The following is a 19103-nucleotide window of genomic DNA, read 5'->3' as shown; positions in this document are numbered from 1 at the left end:
AGGTCTATTATCTCCTTCGCCTATTCAATTTATATCCTAGGGTATGATCGTGTTAGCTAATAGTTTAACAAATTCTCAATCCTTAAAAGAATTCTCAGTAAATGAGATTTCAAATATTATTAAGGAATTGCTAGAACTTAATCTGGGAGTAGTTAGAATTAGAGGAGAAATTTCTGGGCTAAAAATTGCTAGTTCCGGACATGCTTATTTTAATTTAAAAGATCATTTAGCTGTTCTTGGCTGTACTTGTTGGCGTCCAACTTTAGCAAGACTCAAAGTTCCGCTTGCAGATGGTATGGAAGTTATTGCTACAGGAAAAGTTACTGCATATGCTGGACAATCACGTTATCAATTATCTATAGAAAAAATTGACGCTGCTGGAGATGGCTTATGGATGCAGATTTTAACGCAACGTCAGGAAAAGTTGGCAAAAGAAGGATTGTTCGCTGCAGAAAATAAAAAGCCTTTGCCTTTCATGCCTAAGAAAATAGCGGTTGTTACTTCAATTACTGGTGTGGTTATTAGAGATATTATTCATCGTATTGTCAATCGTTTTCCGACGAGTATTATTATTTGGCCGGTTACTGTACAGGGAGAAAATTCGGCAGCTGAAATTGCGTCAGCGATCTCTGGATTCAATAATCTGGATGATGAGCATAAACCAGATTTAATTATCGTTGCTAGAGGTGGCGGCTCAATTGAAGATTTATGGTCATTTAATGAGGAAATAGTAGTAAGAAGTACAGCTGCGTCCAAGATCCCTATCATTTCTGCGGTAGGTCATGAAACTGATTACACTCTTATAGATTTCGCTGCTGACAAGAGAGCTCCTACTCCAACTGCTGCAGCAGAATTTGCTGTGCCTGTAGCTGCTGACTTACATTATACTTTAAAGGTGCACTATAATAGGCTGTTAAATAGTGTAATTCAGTTGTTAAAATATCAGCAACAAGTTATTGGAAGTTATGTTAAGGTACTGCGTTATCCTACATATTATATAGAAACTGGTGCGCAAAAAATTGATGAGCTGGGCTTAAGACTGGTAGAGTCCATGCCAAATTTATTGCAATTCAAGTCCAGTATCATCACTCAGTTAACTATAGATCGGTTAAACCCCGGGCATTATATTGATTATTGTTCACTACGGCTAAATAATTTACATGATAATCTGACGAGATCGTTTAATAAAATTTTTGATAATTATAATTATAAATTGCATTTAAATTCCCAATTACTGTCAAGTTTAGATTATAATAATACGTTAAGGCGTGGTTTTGCTATAATTAAAACTGATGGTGGTAAAATAGTGTCTTCGCGACAAGAAGCTATTCTTGATGATAAATTTAGTGTTAAATTTCATGACGGAGAGCTCTTGGTGCAAAAACTGCATTAATTGTGCCGAGAACAACAAAAGTATAACTATTTTATTTACGATAGAGTGATTTTGTTTGTTTTGCGTCCGCAATTTCAATAATCTGATTGTTTAGCTACTCTGAATAAGCTTTTGAGATAACTAGCATCTTTAAATAATGTAATTTAGCAAATTTCTATTTAATCATAAACTATGATCAATATTAGACAATTCTTGAAATTTGTGTTCCTTAAACTTCTTGCAGGAGTGGTTTATAAGAAAGTGCTATTGTTTAATAAGTACATTAAAATTGTAGCACTGTTCCTCGTCATGTTACCGCATTTTACTGCTATTGCTAGTGCAGAGTACTCTGTTGCTGCAAAGCCTCCTATTACTCTCCAGGACATTAGCTTGGATAAATGTATAGATGCTTCTGACAAACAAATGTTAACCAATGGTTGGTATTTATGGGAGCCATATCAGTTTAATCGAATTACTTCTGGTGGTTATACACTAACAGGTATGGATATAGAGCTTGGTAAAGCCATATCAGAGCGGGTGGGTGTTGAGATCAAGTATGATCCTATTACTTGGAGCAGGCATCAAAGAGAGCTCAAAGAAGGTAAAAGAGATATGGCTGCTGGTGCAACCTATACTGAGGAAAGATCACAATTCGTATATTTTTCTATTCCTTATAGATTCGAAGAAAATTCTTTGTTTGTATTAAAGAATACAGAAAAGAAATTGGTTTTTTATAATATTTCAGAGTATTTAGCGCAGATAAGACTGCAAAATTTTCGTTTGGGAGTAACTAAAAGTTTTATTTATGCTGATGCAAAGATTAATGAATTTATAGCAGATAACGCAAATAGTGACATATTATTTCAATATGAAAATGATACAGAGGCATTACGAGCATTGTTACGTGGTGAAATTGATGGGTTTATGGCTGATCGGGTTGTTGGTGCAGCTATAGTTTTAAACCGTGGTGCTGGAGATAAAGTACGTGAGCTTCAGTTAAATATTAAAACACCAATTCATTTCATGTTTAGTAAACAAACTGTACCACTAGAATTAGTCGATCATTTTAATCAAGAAATTCAAAAATTTGTTATCAGTCCTGAATATAAAAATATAGTAAAAAATTATGTATATCCGGTATTATTACTGCAGACTATCGATTCGCAGTGGTTTTATATGGTAGGTATGATTGGTACCATAGCTTTTGCAATTTCAGGGATTGCGATAGCTGCTAAAGAAAATTTAACTTTATTTGGTACTTTTTTGCTGGCTATGCTGCCATCAGTAGGCGGTGGAATTATGCGTGATGTTATAGTAAATCGAGAAACAGTTGGTATTATCCTGACGCCATCATATATGTATTATATATTGATTATTGTGGTTATTGGTTTTGCTACGGTAAGATTACTTAATTATTATAATAATAATTCTGCTGCCGATAATTTTATACAAAAATTCTGGACTAATTTACTAATAGTATGTGACGCTATGGGGCAAGCTGCAATGATAGTAATTGGAGTCTCGGTAGTAATTATGATGAGGATAGAACCGGTTGAGTTATGGGGACCATTTTTTGCTTTCTTGACTTCAAATGGTGGTGGAATTTTAAGAGATTTATTAAGACAAGATAGGATTATTTCTTGTATCTCTGGAGGGTTTAATGCTGAAGTGGCGATATTATGGGGGTTAGTGTTTAGTATATTTCTAGATATGAATGCACATAATCCAAATCCTGATACTATCAGATATATGGTTATTCTTATTGCCAGTGGTGCCTTTATCACCAAACTTGCAATACATTATTTGAATATACCTAATGTTAGATTTCATACTGAAAGCTGATAGCCTAAAGTAAATGAGTAAAATCATAAATATCATTTCAATAGGGAAATTATCAGAAAATTATCAACATATTGCTGATGATTATCAGAAAATGATTAAATGGCAAATAAACTCAGCAGAAATTACCTATTCACAAAAATTACCGGCAACACAAATTAAGCAATTTGAAGCAAAATTAATTACTCAGCGTTATCGCCATAAATCATCCAGAATAATTTTGGATAGTAATGGCAAAAGCCTTTCGAGTTATGATTTTGCTGGTTTAATAGATAGCCAGATAATGCAAGGTATAGATTTTATTATCGGAGGAGCTTTTGGTCTTGATGCTTCAATATTAGAGACGATAGATAATAAAATTAGTTTATCAACTATGACTTTTCCTCACCAATTGGCAAAAATTATTTTGCTTGAACAAATTTATCGAGCTCAAACAATTTTAACTAATCATCCTTATCATAAATAACCACATTAAAATTTCAGCATGCAACAACATAAGAAGATATAGCTATCATCACCTAACTGACCGACGCTATAGGTGTAAATTATTAAATATAGTAGTTGCCACTCTGCGATTAATACCTGGCACTTGTGATAATTGATCAATAGTTGCTTCACAGATAGTTTGATATGAACCAAAATAATTAAGTAGAGCTCTTTTTCTTATCTGGCCAATATTAGGGATATCATCTAATTTAGATATTCTAATAGCATTTGAACGTTTGGCTCGATGCGCAATAATTGCAAAATTATGAGCCTCATCACGTAATATTTGAAGATATTTCATTAATGATGTCTGATTATCTAAAGTAAATGCTTCTTGATTTGGTAGGTGAAACTGTTCATGTCCGGCATTTCTAATCAAACCTTTAGACATACAAACGAAGGGTATAGATAAGTTGAATTCGTGCATGATCTTTTGGACAACTGATAAATGCCCTTTACCACCGTCGATAATGATTAAGCTTGGTGTTTTCGTGGGATCTTTACGTAGACTGGTTAATCTACGTGTCATGACTTCTCTTAGCATTTGGTAGTCATCACCTATTTTGGCATCACCAGCTTTGGCATCCCCAGAGTTCTGTTGTAAAATATTAAATAATCTATATTCTTTTTTATCAAAACCATTAGGAGTTGCCACTATCATGGCGCCAACCGCAAATTCACCCATAATATGACTATTGTCATAAACTTCAATACGATCAGGAACAATTTTTAACCCAAATAGTTGCCTGATTTCTGCAAAGATTGTCTGATGTTTGATAGATTTTTGAATATTTTGTTCTAGCGCCAGCTGTGCATTAGTATAGGCATTTAAGACTAAATCACGTTTAATACCGCCTTTAGGGATTATAATAGCTGATTTAGTTTGGTGTAACTTGTTAATACTTTCTACAAGTAATTTTGATTGTGGAATAGCGTCACTCAAGATTATTGCTTTTGGTGGAGAATGAGTATGGTAAAATTGACTGAGGAAAGCTGTTAGTACTTCAACTTTATTACTAGACCTCTTTTGAAACTCTACTTCTGCGGATGATTTGCACGAAGACGCGGTACTCGAATCCGAAACAAACCTAAAGTGCGCTGCGGATCTGCGTTCCGTGTCTCCTTCAAATCCTCTCTCTTCGCTGAGTTTCGAATGAGGTCTATTATACTCAGGAATATATGGAAAATACGATTTACTACCGCAGTTTTGGCCGCCTCGGTACAAAAACACTGCAATACAATAATGACCATGAATCTCTGCAATAGCAATTACATCAGCATCCTCACTAATGCTTGCTCCTGATTTAAGTTGGATATAACTTAGTGCTTTGATCCTATCTCTGATTTCTGCTGCTGCTTCAAAATCCAGATTGGTGCTTAATATTTCCATATTTTGTGCCAATCGTTGTTGTAAATATTGAGTTTTGCCACATAAAAAATCTTGAACCTGGAGTACTAAATCAGCATAATCCGGTGCCGAAATTTTATTGACACAAGGAGCATAGCAACGTTTAATTTGGTATTGCAGGCATGGACGTTTTCTATTAGCATAGAAATTATCTGTGCATGATCTTAGTTTAAAAATCTTTTGTAATTCTGAGAGTGTTATATCAATTTGACTGGAAGAAATGAAAGGTCCGAAAAATTTACCATTGGTTAAATCTTGTCCACGATATTTTATTAATTGTGGATAATCATGATCTAAGCGTAATTTTATGTAGGGAAATGACTTGTCATCTTTTAGTAAAATATTGAATTTGGGCTTCCATTTTTTAATTAATTGAGCTTCAAGTAATAGAGCTTCAACTTCCGAGCCTGTAATTGTGTATTCAATATCACTTATTAAGGCAATCATGATCGTTATTTTAGTAGTTAGATCCTGTTTAGTATAATATGCTAGGCGTTTTCTAAGATTTTTGGCCTTACCAATATATAAAATCTGCTGGTTGCAATCGAGCATTCTATATATACCAGGTAAAGTTGGTATAGAATCTAGTAAGGATTTGATTAAATTGTGACCTGTGATACTGGCATTATTGTTCATAAAAGGAGAGAGTTTTTTAACTTACAACGGCTCGCTGTTACTTTTGTTTGAGTTACTATTATCTCGATCAAGTGACGGTAATGGTGGTATCGGATCATAGCCACCATTACATAATGGTTGGCATCTGATAATTCGATATAGTACTAAATACATACCTTTGTAACAACCATGTACCATGATTGCATCTTTTGCGTATTCAGAACAGGAAGGATAAAAACGACAATTCTTACCTAACCATGGAGAAATAAAGAACTGATAAAATTTGATAAGATAAATTAGCGTTAGTTTCATGAGTGTAGTGTTCACGGGTTTTTAAGATTGAACGCAAGTCAAAGGTTTACAAAGCTACAACCACCGTCTGAGCTGAGGAGTGGAACGACGAAGCAATCCAGAAAATGGCTAATTTCAACTGGATTGCTTCGTCGTTCCACTCCTCGCAATGACGATTTTTTAATCCGTGAACGCTCACACATAAATTGTGTGGAATAGCTAAAACTCGTTTCGGGATCTCCTCAGGACTTCATAAGATCTCGAAACGAGTTCGGGATGACATTATAGCGTGTTCGGGAATGACTCGAGTACATTTAAAAAACCGTAAATCGACTATGTTTGTAATAAATAGGTCTCTTGTATAAAATTTATTGTAATCTTTCAATATTATTAAGATACCAATTATTATTCATAGCAATAAGGCTCTTACTAAAAGTCCATTCTTCATATAAATTCGCGATATTATCGGTCACTTCAGTACCGTTAAATACTACCTTAATGAAAACATTATTACCAAACATATAAATTTCTGAAATTTTAGCTTCTAGATTAGTAGTTTCCTGAATTTTGCCATAACTGGATACTATATCAGCAAATAGTGACAAATATCTCTTGTCAACAAGCTCTTCCAACATTGCTGTATTATTGTTGACACCAGCTTCTATGATCATTTTAAACGCAGATTTTGCATTACGTAGAAAATTACCGGGGTTAAAAGATGGCATACGATCACGTAATTCAGTCAATCCCTGAATTATCGCTTGTTCATTATCCATTATAATCAGTTCAGGAAGATTGCTAATAGTATCTTGTACTTTCTTTTTTAGAAAATTGGGCTTCATTATGTTTCCCGCGACATTCGTGGTATTTGCGGTATTAGTAACATCTTTTAGCGAAGCATTTTCGCCAAAATAAGAATTACGTTTAGCCGGATCGTCATCAGATGTAGTGCCAAGCGTAGAAATTAATTTGTTTATGATTAAAAAAGCTATACCGGCAAAAAACAGTAATTCGAGTAATTGAACTGACATTTTATATATCACCATATTAACATGTTTATTGTATTGCAAAATTTCAAAACTTGCAAAGATATTTATGCATTAAGTATTAGTGGCTAACATAATTCATGATATAAACACACTTCGAATAAAAATATAACTTAAATGATTCAAAGTTACTTAAAAAAAATTTTTAAACCTAAAGTTCACAAGTCACATAATCTAATAGATTTGGCTTATAATTACGAAGGATTCACAGATCGAGCAGTTGGTGTTGAGGCCTATCATAAAAATGTCATAGTTTACCGTTGTGTTAATTTAATTGCTCAGTCAGCAGGGCATGTACCTTTGGTAGTCAATAAAGGTCATCACAGCACAAGAGCTGGTAAAGATCATCCGGTTTATCGACTGCTACATCGACCAAACCCTGAAAAAGCCGGGGCAGATTTTTTTAGTGAGGTCATTGCCAGTAAGTTATTATATGGTAATGCTTATATTTTATCGGCAGCACTTAATGATTCGCCGCCATATGAAATATATTTGTTACCTGCTGCTGCTATTGAAGTTGTTACGAACCAGAATGTGGCGGTTAGTTATAGATATAACACCAGTACTCATACAAAAACCTATATTATTGATCAAATAAGTCGAAGAAGTAAAATATTACATTTAAAGAATTATCATCCTACCAATAAATATTACGGTCTATCATGCTTATCGGCAGCAAGTGCGCATGTAGAATTACATCAGCATGCTACCACCTGGAATAATTCATTATTGAAAAATGGTGCCAGGCCTAGTGGCGCTTTGATCATGAAAGATGGATCAGGATATCTAACTGATGAACAGTTTGCTCGTTTGCAGGAACAACTATATGAAAAATTTACTAATAGTCGTAATGCAGGCAAACCTTTGTTATTGGAAGGAGGGCTTGATTGGCGGGAAATTAGTATTAGTCCGAAAGATATGGATTTTATTGAATTAAAAAATTCAGCTGCCAGAGAAATCGCCTTGGCTTTTGGTGTTCCTCCGCAATTGCTCGGCATCAGTGGTGATAATACTTATAGTAATATGCAAGAAGCACGTTTGGCGTTATGGGAAGAAACTTTAATTCCACTGTTGGATAAATTGTCTGATGCTTTAGGTCATTGGTTTTCACATTGGTATCAGGATGAAATCATTATTGATTTTGATCGAGATAGTATTTCGGCATTAACCGAGAAACGTGAAAATTTATGGGCAAAAATTGCTAGTGCAGATTTTATGACGATTAATGAAAAAAGAAGTTTTTTTGGGTTGGAGGCTATTGCAGGTGGCGATCAGTTGTTGGCACGAGAATCCTCGCAATGACGATATATAGCGCATTTCAGCACTTTCAAATTCATGGGGATATATCAGCTCATGAGGTTAGGCTAGGAGAATTCGTAATAACTACAACAGTAAAAATATTAGACATCATGCTTCAACCAACAATCTCGAAACTATATAGTTTTATTGCAAAACTAGTGTTAATGCTTGAAGATGAATTAGATGAGTTGCGTCTGAATAAGTCTAAGAGTGCACTAACTGTAAAAAAGAATATTACTGATACTTTGAATAAATTAGTTACTTTGATTATTCAGTTAAACAAGGTCAGCAAAGAAGAATCGCTAAATGTCAAAACCATAATGCCGGCAGCAGATCAGGAAATTATTGAGTATTTCCTGAGCAAATATTCTAAAAAAGATTAATTGTGCAATATCCAGAGAGCTTGTTACAAGCGATATTACGTCAGGATTTTTGTAGTTTTATTAATAAGGTTTTTAATAGCGTTAATCCAGGTACAGAATATAAATCAAACTGGCATATTGAGTTGATTGCAGAGTATTTGGAAGCAGTGCATCATCGGCAGATTAAAAGATTAATTATTAATCTGCCACCGAGAGGTTTGAAATCATTATGTATCAGTGTTGCTTGGCCGGCTTGGGTGCTCGGTCATGATCCCTCAAAACGAATTATGGCGGCTAGCTATTCTCAAATATTAAGTATCAAGCATTCCATGGATTGTCGGTTGGTAATGGCTTCTGATTGGTATAAACAAATTTTTCCGCAAACTATCTTAAGTAAGAAGCATAATCAGAAAAGTAAATTTCTGACTGATGCTAATGGCTTTAGATTTGCTACTTCGGTTGGTTGCTCTGCGACCGGTGAGGGTGGTGATTTTTTAATTATCGATGATCCTCATAACCCATTGCAGGTTAATTCACCAAAATTACGTCATCGAGTAATCGAATGGTTTGAACAAACTTTTATCACCAGACTTAATGACAAAAATAATGGCGCAATTATCTTGGTAATGCAAAGATTGCATAGCGAAGATTTATCTGGGCATTTATTGAGTAATAGTGATCATTGGGAACATTTAAAAATTCCGGTTAAGGCCAGCGAGAATATTAAATTTTATATTAATAATAAAGAATATGAATTTTTAGCAGGAGAAGTATTACACCAGGAACGAGATCAAACAGAACATTTATTGAAGCTTGAGCAGGAAATTGGCTTACAGGCTTTTGCAGCACAATATTTGCAAGAACCGATTCCGCAGAAATACTCATTACTGGCACTAGAGGACATTAATTTTTATGAGACCATGCCTGATCGTTTTGACTATTTTATTCAAAGCTGGGATACGGCAATCAAGGTTTCCGAAAATGCAGATTATAGTGTTTGTACAGTCTATGGGGTGATTGAGAATATATATTATTTAGTATCAATGTTGCGAGCTAAATTAACATATCCAGATTTAAAAAAAAATATTGAGCAATTAGCAGGAAAATATCAGCCAAAATTTATCCTGATTGAAGATAGAGCTAGTGGTCAGCAAATCATTCAAGATTTTAAATTTAATGGTTTTAAGAACATTATCGCCATTAAACCAAAACTGGATAAAGTTACTAGATTTGCTTCAGTGGTGCCTATGTTTCAGGCCAGTAAAATATTAATCCCTAAAAAATCAAGATTTAATATTGTTTTGTTACAGGAATTATTAAATTTTCCTAACTCTAAAAATGATGATATTATTGATTCAATTAGTCAGTGCCTCAACTTTAGTAAAGAAGCGCGTTACTCAACGATGGTGAGAATACGGGATTTATGATTGTGCGTTCGTTCATCCATAAGTCATTTTAATCAGAATTGAAACCATTAACCCTATGGTAGTCATAAACATTGGCATCGTCCATTTCAATAAATCAAGCTTGATATCAGTAATTTTATTTTCTATTTTAATAATTTCAGTTCTTACTTCCATAATCTCAGCTTTTACTTCCATAATCTCAGCTTTAAGATTAGTTTTTACTTCCATGAGCTCGGCTTTAGTAACCATAGTCTGTTTTATTTCATCCAATTGATCCTTGGTTGCGCATTGACTGAAAAGGTCAGTCATAACTTCCGCTTGATTCTCTGTCCAACCGTGTGCAATTAGATTTTTTACTACTGAATGTGTATTAATTATTGTCATAATTTTTAATATTTTCGATTATGTACACCTTTAATTATTAGTTTTGCTTGATTTAATAAATTCAGTGATACTCTGTTTAATAAAGTATAACAAACTGACAAACATTACGCCAATATTAATAATAATTACTGCTTTGATTAGATCAGAACAAGCGGCAAACTTCGCAAGAAGGTCGGCGATAAAATTGTATTCCACGATATGTATACTCCTACTCAATTTAATAAAATTGGTGCCAGGAGCTACAAAACATGCCACCGGTCATGCCCCCTCTACTTTTATGTCAAAGACATTATTGTATGGTAGAGGGACTCCTGGCTTAAAGCCGTAGGAGTCCTTATATTACGGCGGAATCAAACCGCCGGTGGGGATTTAAGGTGTTTGTAGCACCTGGAAGATATAAAATAACATAATAATATCAATAGTCAAGGGATGGTAGTTATAGTATATATCATTTTTGCTGTTTATTTGGCTTGAAGTTACGCTAAATTTTTGACGTATACAAAAACCTTGATACCATAATGGGAGTATTGTATACTACCTAAGTTAGCTAAAGATTCAGATTTATGAGAATAATTTCAGTAAAAAAGCTAAAAGATTTTTGGGAAAGCGGTCATGCTGATTCTGAACAACCTTTAAAAGCCTGGTATCAAATTTTAAAACGAGGAAATTTTGAGAACACAAATGAAGTAAAGCGATTATTTTCGAGCGCTAGTTTTGTTGGTAATAATCGTGTTGTTTTTAATATTTGTGGCAATAAATATAGGTTAGTTACTTATGTAAGGTACGACATAAAAATAATGTATATAAGATTTGTGGGTACTCATGCTGAATATGATAAAATTAATGTTACAGAGGTATAGAATTATGGAAATACATACAATTAAAACTGAACAAGAATATGAAAACGCATTGCAAATAATAGATCAATTACTTGATGCTGCTGAGAATTCTGAACGAGCAGAGCAGTTAGAGATATTATCTATTTTAGTAGAAGATTATGAAAATAAACATTATAAAATGGAGCTGCCTGACCCGATTGCAGCTATTAATTTTAGATTGGAACAACTGGGATTATCACGCAAAGATTTAGAAGAAAGCATAGGATCTAGAGGGCGGATATCAGAAATTCTTAATAGAAAAAGAAATTTAACCTTGCCAATGATCAGGAAATTGCATAAATATCTAAATATTCCAGCTGATATTTTAATTCTTGATACCAAAAAGAAGACGGCTTAGTTCTATTACTTAACTATCATAAACTTTCTTATCCAACGTATTTTCCGAGCGGTCAATAAGTAAAGTTACACAAGCATCACCAGTAACGTTAATCATGGTGGTAACCATGTCCAAGATACGGTCAACGCTGGCTACGATTAATACACCATCAATTGGTATCCCTACTGATTGTAATACCATTCCTAAAAATAATAATACTCCACCAGGAATACCAGCACCACCAATAGATGCAATCGTGCACATTATAATTAAAGTGCCATAATCTGCCCACGATAGATGAATACCTAAAGCCTGACTAAAAAACACGGCGCAAATTGATTGATAGATAGCGCCACCGTCCATATTAAGAGCAGCGGATAATGGTAATAAAAACTTGCTGTTCTGGGTTGAAATGCCAAGTCGTGATTCAGCTATTTTCATTAACGGCACTAAAGTTGCTTTGGAGCTACTAGTAGAAAAAGCTAATAATTGTGGTTCCAGCATTTTACGGTAAAATGGCATTGGCGACATTTTACCCCACAATAAAATCATTACTCCAAATAAAATATATTGGATAATACAGCCAACAAAAATTGCTAGCACTAACTTAGCCATAGTAAATAATATAGTAATTCCTTCGTTACCGACAATGGCCGCGATATAACCAAAAACGCCGATAGGAGCAATCCGCATTATTGTTTCAATCATTTGAAATAATAGTTTGGAGATTTGGTGGCATATTTTTATCAGATCCTGACAGCTATCACGCTTGGTGTGTAGCGTAACGCCAACAAAGAATGAGAAGACTATAACCTGTAAAATATGACCTTCTGCTAAGCTTGCTATTACATTAGTTGGAATTATGCCTATTAATATATCGATTAGAGATTGGGTCTGTGAATGAGGTGGAGCATTATTAATTAATATACTTAGGTCAATATTGTGTCCAGGTTGTAACAGTTTAGCAGTTATTAGGCCGACGCATACCGCCATGAAAGCAGTGAGAATAAAAGTAGCTATTGCTTTGATGCTGATTCTATATAATCCACCAGAACTATCGATACTGGTAATTCCGTAAATAATAGTGAAGAATATTAATGGTATGGTAACCATTTTAATTAGGTTTAAAAAAATTATTCCTAAATATGAAAGTGATGAGACCTGTTTACCGAAGTATAGCCCAATGATAATGCCAGCGATCATGCCAATTAGCACACGTTGCCAAGCGGAGGATTGGTTGATTGACTTTAAGATATTCATTAGATTTTTTGATGTTGATGGTATACTTCGCGTAAATGAAAAGTTGGTAGACGAAGTTTTAGTTGAAGATCCGCTCGGAGCGCCAAGTCGAGGAGCGCAGCGTACTTAAGTTTGTTTCGCACCGCAGATCGCAAGGCAGACAACGCCAATTCTTCAACTAAAACGAGTATACTCAGAATGCATTTTACTTTATCTAGTAAAAAAGCTATGATGTCAACTTCTTTCTCCAGGAAATTAAAATCTATTTAAGATAATTTAATAAAATTATGAATAAACTACAACCAGTACGTGGTACTAAAGATTTATTACCAGAAAATTTTAAGATTCACCAATATATCATCAATAGTGCGCAAAAGGTAGGAGAGTTATATGGATATTCTCCTATGAGTACTCCGATTATTGAATATGCTCAAGTGTTTGATCGTACCTTAGGTCAAACTTCAGACGTAATTAGCAAAGAAATGTATAGTTTTCTTGACAAAAGTAATGAAACCATCGCGCTACGACCAGAATTTACTGCTGGAATTATGAGAAGTGTTATTCATGGGAGTTTACTGCATCACCTACCAGTAAAATTTTTCTCATATGGACCATTATTTCGGTATGATCGACCACAAGCAGGTCGCCAACGTCAATTTCATCAAGTAAATTTTGAATATATTGGTGCTAGTGGTGCATATTCTGATGCAGAAACCATAAAACTTGCATTTGATTTATTAGCGGCTCTTGAGATATCAGATCAGGTTACTTTAGAAATAAATTCTTTGGGTTGTCATGAATCAAGATTAATTTATGAAAAAAAATTGCTTGAATACTTCAATGACCATAAAAATCAGTTGTCTGCTGATAGTGTAGTGCGTCTTAGTAAAAATCCGATGCGCATTCTGGATTCTAAGGATGAAAATGACAGGTTGATCATCAATGACGCTCCAGTCATAGCTGAATATTACACTGATTTTTCAAAACAGTATTTTTCTGAAGTGTTGGCATATCTTGATTTATTACAAGTGAGTTATCGAATTAATGATCGGTTGGTGCGAGGTCTTGATTATTATAGTCATACCGCATTTGAGTATACTACCACAGCGCTTGGAGCGCAATCTACAGTTCTTGCTGGCGGGCGTTATGATGGTCTGGCAAAATTGATGCAAGGTCTTGATGTTCCAGCAATTGGTTTTGCTGCTGGAATTGAACGAATTGCTTTAATAAAAAATTACTTTATCCCAGCGATCAGGCCTGTGTTTATTTTACCGATTAGTGAAAATAATATTAATATAAGTATGATTTTAGCAGATAAATTACGCCAAAATGATGTAAATATTATGCTGGATGCTCAAGGTAAAATTAATAAAAGAATCCAACGTGCTGTATCACGAAACGCAAGATACGTTATTTTTATTGGCGACGAAGAGCAAGAACGTTCAATTTATAAGCTTAAAGACCTTGATACTACTCAAGAATCCATATTACAATTTGAGCAACTTATGGCGATATTGAAGCATAATTAATATTATTATATTGCGCGCAAGTGTTTTATGAGATTATAATACTAAAATTTTATAAGAGACCTAAATGAAAGTATTAAATATCATGCTTAGTCGTAAGCTCGGAGGTATAGAACAATCTTTTCTGGATTATAGTTTTGCCTTAAAATCACAAAACATTAATGTCATTAATATTACTAGTGTTTTTGCAAAAATAAACTCTAGTAGTGCTACTAGTATAAAGTTACCTAACTTAGGGCCTTGGGATTTTTTCTCAATGTTATATTTGATAATATTGGTGATCTTTATTAAACCTAATTTAATAATAGTTCATGGTAATAGAGCAGTGAACTTTGCTCGTAAAGTAGGGAAGCGTTGTCCAATAGTTGGTGTAGCACATAATTATAAGATAGCCGATTTATTAAAATGCAATTATATTATTGCTCTAACTGAGCATATGAGAGAATATTTGATTAAGCAGCATTTTGAAGAATCCTGTATCCAGGTGATACCAAATATGATAAACATACGTAAAGATCTGGTGGCGCGTAAATTCCATAACCCTGTAGTTATTGGAACAATGACCAGATTTGTGAAAAAAAAGGGTGTGGATATTTTACTAAAGAGTTTAGCAAAGTTACGAGATCAACATTATAACTTTAAAGCGATAATAGGTGGTGGTGGTGAAGAAGAAGGCGAATTATTGAAATTAGTCCAGGAACTTAAGTTGGAACAATATGTGTCATTTGTAGGATGGATAAATAATAAAGAAAAGTTTTTTAATGAAGTCGATATATTTTGTGTCCCGTCGTTACATGAGCCGTTTGGCATAATCATTTTGGAGGCGATGGTGAATAGTATGCCGATAGTTTCTACAAATACTGAAGGACCATCGGAAATTATACGTAATAGACATGATGGATTATTATGTACTGCTGGCTCAGTTGACGATTTAACGCTAAAACTAGCCTATTTATTAATTAACTCAATGGATGCAAAAAAATATGCCGAAAATGCGTATGCGAGGGTAAATGATAAATATACTACCGCAGTAGTGGCTCCACTTTTGGCAAATTTTATTAAAACAATAAGTAAAATATGACATTTAATGTTAGTAAGTTAGCAAATGGTTTGACAGTAGTAACCTATATGATGCCTGGGGTGCAATCTGTAGCCATTAATTTAATTGTAAAAGTTGGTGGTCGTTACGAAACTATAGAAACCTCAGGTATTTCGCATTTTCTTGAACATATGGCTTTTAAGGGAACTAGTACTCGTTCAGCGTTCGATATCGCTGAAAACTTCGATGCTATCGGGGGACATTTTAATGCTTATACTAGTCGTGAGCATACAGTCTATCATGCTAAAGTATTACATGGTGATTGTTACCAAGCGCTTGAAATACTTGCAGATATCTTGCAAAATTCATTGTTTGCTGAAGAAGATATCGTCAAAGAGCGTAAAGTAATCTTACAAGAGATTGCACAAGTGTTTGATGACCCAGATGATCTCGCTCAAGAGGTGTTTTATAATTTAGCTTACCGTAATCAACCATTAGGTAGATCAATATTGGGTGAAGAGCATATTTTAAATAGCTTTAATCATCAGTCTTTTAAAGATTATTTACGTAAACACTATAATGCAAATAATATTTATTTGTCTGTAGCTGGTCATGTTACTCATGAAAATATTATGAAGTCAGCAGAACTACTATTCTCTGGATTACATACTGGACAGGATAATAGTTATGTTAGCGCTGAATATACCAGCGGCTATCGTTTTACAACTAAGGAATTAGAGCAAACTACGGTCATTTTAGGCTTTGAAAATACGTCATATTTAAATTTACCGGCGCTATATCACTCGCAGCTTTTATCTCTGATGCTTGGTGGAGGAGTTTCTTCGAAATTATTTCAACAAATACGAGAGAATCTCGGTCTTGCTTATTCAGTGGGCACTTACATTAGTGCTTATCATGATAGTGGTTTATTTAGTATCTATGCTGCTACCAGTCATGATAAAGTAGCTTTCATGATTTCTTCTCTAGTTGAAGAAATTAAGAAAATCACATATAACATACGTTTGGAAGATTTAAATAGAGCTAAAGCGCAAATTAAAGCTAGTATCTATATGTCAGAAGAAAGTTCAAGTCGTAAATCTGAAGAAGTGGGAAAGTATTATGCAATTTTTGGTAGATATTTATCAGTGGAAGAAATAATGGAACATATTATGGCAGCTAATATTGAAGATATTAAAAATATTGCTATAAACATCTTTGCTACGAAGCCAACTTTATCTATTGTTGGCAATTGTCTATCAGAATCAATTGGTTATGAAGAATTATGTCAGGATCTGAAGCGATATATTTGTTAAATATCAAAAATTAGTGTGCCGTGTCATCGAAAATCTGCGTCTCACGCACCTAAATAATCTACAACTTGTTAAGTTCTTCAAACTCTTAAGTTGAACTTGATATAGTTCAGTTAGCTCAACTCTTCACCTTAATCTAATATTTTAGATATGAAAAACAAAATCTATCAAGGATCAAGCAAGGTATTATATCAGTCAGAAGAAGACTTTGCTTTAATTATGGCATTTACTGATGAGATTAGACTTGAAGGTGGAATTAAAATGGATATTCCTGGCAAAGGAGTGATTAATAATAACATATCATCCTTTATTATGAGTAAATTAGACATGGTAGGGATAGAAAACCATCTGATTGAAAAGATAAATATGCGAGAACAATTAGTGCAACTCGTTGATATGTTCCCGATCCAGATATCAATTGCTACAATAGCTTGTGGACGATATGTCAGTGAGTTTGGCATGGAAGAAGGGTATGTTTTTGATTATCCGGTAATTGATTTTAGAGTTAAAAATAGTGATCTAAAATATCCGATTATTAATGAACATCAAATTATTAGTTTTGGTTGGTTAACCGAACAAGAAATAAAACAAGTGAAGAATCATGCTATTAGGACATATGATTTTTTAACAGGATTGTTTGTTGGAGTTGAAATCAGGTTAGTGGAATGTCAGTTAGAGTTTGGTCGTGTATTTAATGGAGAGAAATTTGTAACAATGATTGCTGATGAAATTAGCCCAGATAACTGTCGTTTATGGGATATACATAGTAATGAAAAATTTGGATTTGAAACTCTTGTCGCTGGAGACTCAAATGCCATAAAGTCTTATCATACAATAGCACAGCGCCTTAATCTTCAGTTTAGAGAATGAATTCTGATTTTATTAGTTTTACAGAAACCTACGCGTCAAGTTAAGGAAAAGGTGAGCGTTCACGGTTTTTAAAATTGAAGTCATATACGACTTATAAAGCTGGCGACCAAAGGTCATTGCGAAGAGCTTTAGCTCTGAAGCAATCCAGTTCTTTGCACTAGATCTTCTGGATTGCCTCGTCGTGGTGTTTTGCGCAAACTTCCCGTAATGATGACATGAGAACGTCATAGGTGAGCGTTCACGGATTAAAAAATCGTCATTGCGAGGAGTGAAACGACGAAGCAATCCAGTTGAAATCAATGTTTTTTAGCTATTTTCTGGATTGCTTCGTCGTTTCACTCCTCAGCTCAGACGGTGGTTGTAGCTTTGTAAGCCTTGTACTAACGTTCAATCTTAAAAACCCGTGGACACTTACTGTTATAGTAACATTCAATTTTAAAAACCGCGAACGCTCCCATTTTGAGAGCGTGTTTTTTCTTTTATATTAGACCTCTTTCGAAACTCATTTACCAAGATCCCAATTATATAAACCAGCAATTAAATTGAACCTAAGACCAAATCTTTTGCGTCTATTTCGATATTTATCAGCAATTATTTTAAAACGCTTTAACATACCTATAACATTTTCATTTAATACTCTGTCACTTGCTAAACTTCTATTATTTTTCTTATCTTCTTTGGTTAAAGCATTCTTTTTACTCTTTTTCTTTGGTAGCTCAGAATTTGTATGAATCTTCTGTAAGCCTTGATAACCAGTATCAGTAATCACTTTAACCTCAGGCAGTATATGGGTTCTTGATTCTTTAAATAATTTAAAATCATGACGCTTACCATTGGAAAAAGAAGTGCATATGACTCGTTTGCTTTTCTTATCTACTACTATTTGAGTCTTTAACGTATGTCTTTTCTTTTTACCTGAGTAATAGTATTTCTGTTTTTTTGGGGTCGCTCTATAGGGCTTTCTGTAGCATCTATTAAAACTAATTCATACTCCATACCGCTTTTAACTAGAGCCTTCTTACCTGGAAGAGCAAAATCCGGATGTTTTATTAGAGTGTCTTCAACAAAACGAATTGTTTTAAATGCACTGCTTTCGCTAACCCCATAATTCTTAGCTATATGAAAATAGGTACGGTATTCCCTTAAATATTCAAGTGTCATTAATAGGCTGTCTTCCATACTAAGACTAGCTCTTCTGCCACCTTGGTACCTCCTATTTATTTGTTTCTCTGTCTTTAAAATCCCTACCATCTTTTCGAATGTACTATTTCTTACCCCAGTTAATCTTCTAAAATGCTCTTCCGATAAAATGCTTAAATTTTTATATCTCATATAGTTCTAAATTAAGTAAATTCGACTTTATAGCATATTTAGTCCAGTTTCGAAAGAGGTCTAT

Annotated in this window: 20 protein-coding genes; 13 read left to right on the top strand and 7 right to left on the bottom strand. The window is 34.1% G+C overall.

Features of this window, described 5'->3' with window-relative positions:
- The first annotated feature begins 43 nt into the window (after positions 1-43).
- The 3 genes from xseA (at position 44) to R2I74_RS03760 (ending at position 3677) form a co-directional block, all read left to right on the top strand.
- Positions 44-1393, top strand: coding sequence for an exodeoxyribonuclease VII large subunit (gene xseA, locus R2I74_RS03770; RefSeq protein WP_316354058.1), 1350 nt, complete (start codon positions 44-46; stop codon positions 1391-1393).
- 171 nt (positions 1394-1564) lie between these two features.
- Complete coding sequence (locus R2I74_RS03765) at positions 1565-3214, top strand: transporter substrate-binding domain-containing protein (protein ID WP_316354056.1); 1650 nt, start codon at positions 1565-1567, stop codon at positions 3212-3214.
- Positions 3215-3227: 13 nt separating this feature from the next.
- Positions 3228-3677: a 23S rRNA (pseudouridine(1915)-N(3))-methyltransferase RlmH gene (locus R2I74_RS03760; RefSeq protein ID WP_316354054.1), complete on the top strand. Its 450-nt coding sequence runs from the start codon at positions 3228-3230 to the stop codon at positions 3675-3677.
- Positions 3678-3743: 66 nt separating this feature from the next.
- Here the strand turns inward: R2I74_RS03760 and uvrC are convergent, their stop codons facing one another.
- The 3 genes from uvrC to R2I74_RS03745 form a co-directional block, all read right to left on the bottom strand.
- Complete coding sequence (uvrC, locus tag R2I74_RS03755) at positions 3744-5741, bottom strand: excinuclease ABC subunit UvrC (RefSeq protein WP_394355816.1); 1998 nt, start codon at positions 5739-5741, stop codon at positions 3744-3746.
- A gap of 21 nt (positions 5742-5762) precedes the next feature.
- Positions 5763-6032: a membrane protein insertion efficiency factor YidD gene (yidD, locus tag R2I74_RS03750; protein ID WP_316354053.1), complete on the bottom strand. Its 270-nt coding sequence runs from the start codon at positions 6030-6032 to the stop codon at positions 5763-5765.
- 347 nt (positions 6033-6379) lie between these two features.
- Positions 6380-7042, bottom strand: coding sequence for a TIM44-like domain-containing protein (locus R2I74_RS03745; RefSeq protein WP_316354051.1), 663 nt, complete (start codon positions 7040-7042; stop codon positions 6380-6382).
- Between the two features lie 132 nt (positions 7043-7174).
- Here R2I74_RS03745 and R2I74_RS03740 point away from each other — a divergent pair, with 132 nt between their 5' ends.
- Genes R2I74_RS03740 through terL form a run of 3 tightly spaced genes read left to right on the top strand, consistent with a single transcriptional unit; the run spans position 7175 to position 10145 of the window.
- Positions 7175-8359, top strand: a complete 1185-nt coding sequence (locus R2I74_RS03740; protein ID WP_316354050.1) for a phage portal protein — start codon at positions 7175-7177, stop codon at positions 8357-8359.
- Positions 8356-8739, top strand: coding sequence for a hypothetical protein (locus tag R2I74_RS03735; protein WP_316354049.1), 384 nt, complete (start codon positions 8356-8358; stop codon positions 8737-8739). The genes R2I74_RS03740 and R2I74_RS03735 overlap by 4 nt, the downstream gene beginning before the upstream one ends.
- A 2-nt stretch (positions 8740-8741) precedes the next feature.
- Positions 8742-10145 carry a phage terminase large subunit gene (gene terL, locus R2I74_RS03730; RefSeq protein WP_316354048.1) on the top strand — a complete coding sequence of 468 codons (1404 nt, stop codon included), beginning with the start codon at positions 8742-8744 and terminating at the stop codon, positions 10143-10145.
- 12 nt (positions 10146-10157) lie between these two features.
- On the opposite strand, the gene R2I74_RS03725 is transcribed toward terL, so the two are convergent.
- Both R2I74_RS03725 and R2I74_RS03720 read right to left on the bottom strand, forming a co-directional pair.
- Positions 10158-10508: a coiled-coil domain-containing protein gene (locus R2I74_RS03725; RefSeq protein WP_316354046.1), complete on the bottom strand. Its 351-nt coding sequence runs from the start codon at positions 10506-10508 to the stop codon at positions 10158-10160.
- 30 nt (positions 10509-10538) lie between these two features.
- Positions 10539-10703 carry a hypothetical protein gene (locus R2I74_RS03720; RefSeq protein WP_316354045.1) on the bottom strand — a complete coding sequence of 55 codons (165 nt, stop codon included), beginning with the start codon at positions 10701-10703 and terminating at the stop codon, positions 10539-10541.
- Positions 10704-11071: 368 nt separating this feature from the next.
- Between R2I74_RS03720 and R2I74_RS03715 the strand changes: the two genes are divergently transcribed.
- Together R2I74_RS03715 and R2I74_RS03710 are read left to right on the top strand one after the other, a co-directional pair.
- Positions 11072-11368 (top strand): type II toxin-antitoxin system HigB family toxin, encoded by a 297-nt coding sequence (locus R2I74_RS03715; RefSeq protein WP_316354043.1) that lies wholly within the window; start codon positions 11072-11074, stop codon positions 11366-11368.
- A gap of 4 nt (positions 11369-11372) precedes the next feature.
- Entirely contained in the window at positions 11373-11744 is a 372-nt protein-coding gene (locus tag R2I74_RS03710) for a helix-turn-helix domain-containing protein (RefSeq protein WP_316354042.1), read from the top strand.
- Positions 11745-11753: 9 nt separating this feature from the next.
- On the opposite strand, the gene R2I74_RS03705 is transcribed toward R2I74_RS03710, so the two are convergent.
- On the bottom strand, positions 11754-12926 hold the full coding sequence (locus tag R2I74_RS03705; RefSeq protein ID WP_316355274.1) for a dicarboxylate/amino acid:cation symporter: 1173 nt from the start codon (positions 12924-12926) through the stop codon (positions 11754-11756).
- On the opposite strand from R2I74_RS03705, the gene R2I74_RS03700 reads away from it, so the two are divergent.
- From R2I74_RS03700 to R2I74_RS03680, 5 genes are all read left to right on the top strand, one after another.
- Entirely contained in the window at positions 12826-13092 is a 267-nt protein-coding gene (locus R2I74_RS03700) for a hypothetical protein (protein ID WP_316355365.1), read from the top strand. The genes R2I74_RS03705 and R2I74_RS03700 overlap by 101 nt on opposite strands.
- 154 nt (positions 13093-13246) lie before the next feature.
- Positions 13247-14491: a histidine--tRNA ligase gene (gene hisS, locus R2I74_RS03695; RefSeq protein ID WP_316355272.1), complete on the top strand. Its 1245-nt coding sequence runs from the start codon at positions 13247-13249 to the stop codon at positions 14489-14491.
- A 64-nt stretch (positions 14492-14555) separates the two neighbouring features.
- Positions 14556-15569, top strand: coding sequence for a glycosyltransferase family 4 protein (locus R2I74_RS03690; RefSeq protein ID WP_316354041.1), 1014 nt, complete (start codon positions 14556-14558; stop codon positions 15567-15569).
- Positions 15566-16840 (top strand): M16 family metallopeptidase, encoded by a 1275-nt coding sequence (locus tag R2I74_RS03685; RefSeq protein WP_316354040.1) that lies wholly within the window; start codon positions 15566-15568, stop codon positions 16838-16840. Before R2I74_RS03690 ends, R2I74_RS03685 begins: the two co-directional genes overlap by 4 nt.
- A 147-nt stretch (positions 16841-16987) precedes the next feature.
- Positions 16988-17707 carry a phosphoribosylaminoimidazolesuccinocarboxamide synthase gene (locus R2I74_RS03680; RefSeq protein WP_316354039.1) on the top strand — a complete coding sequence of 240 codons (720 nt, stop codon included), beginning with the start codon at positions 16988-16990 and terminating at the stop codon, positions 17705-17707.
- A gap of 502 nt (positions 17708-18209) precedes the next feature.
- Here the strand turns inward: R2I74_RS03680 and R2I74_RS03675 are convergent.
- Positions 18210-19039, bottom strand: a protein-coding gene (locus tag R2I74_RS03675) for an IS5 family transposase (RefSeq protein WP_316353078.1) whose coding sequence is annotated in 2 segments (ribosomal slippage) — positions 18210-18649 and positions 18649-19039 — 831 coding nt in all. Because the reading frame shifts where the segments join, the coding sequence is not laid out codon by codon here.
- Positions 19040-19103 lie beyond the last annotated feature (64 nt).

The organism is Candidatus Trichorickettsia mobilis (assembly GCF_963422225.1).
Classification (GTDB): domain Bacteria; phylum Pseudomonadota; class Alphaproteobacteria; order Rickettsiales; family Rickettsiaceae; genus Trichorickettsia; species Trichorickettsia mobilis_B.
Note: the sequence above shows the minus strand (reverse complement) of the source record. Positions and strands in the feature narration are given on the sequence as shown.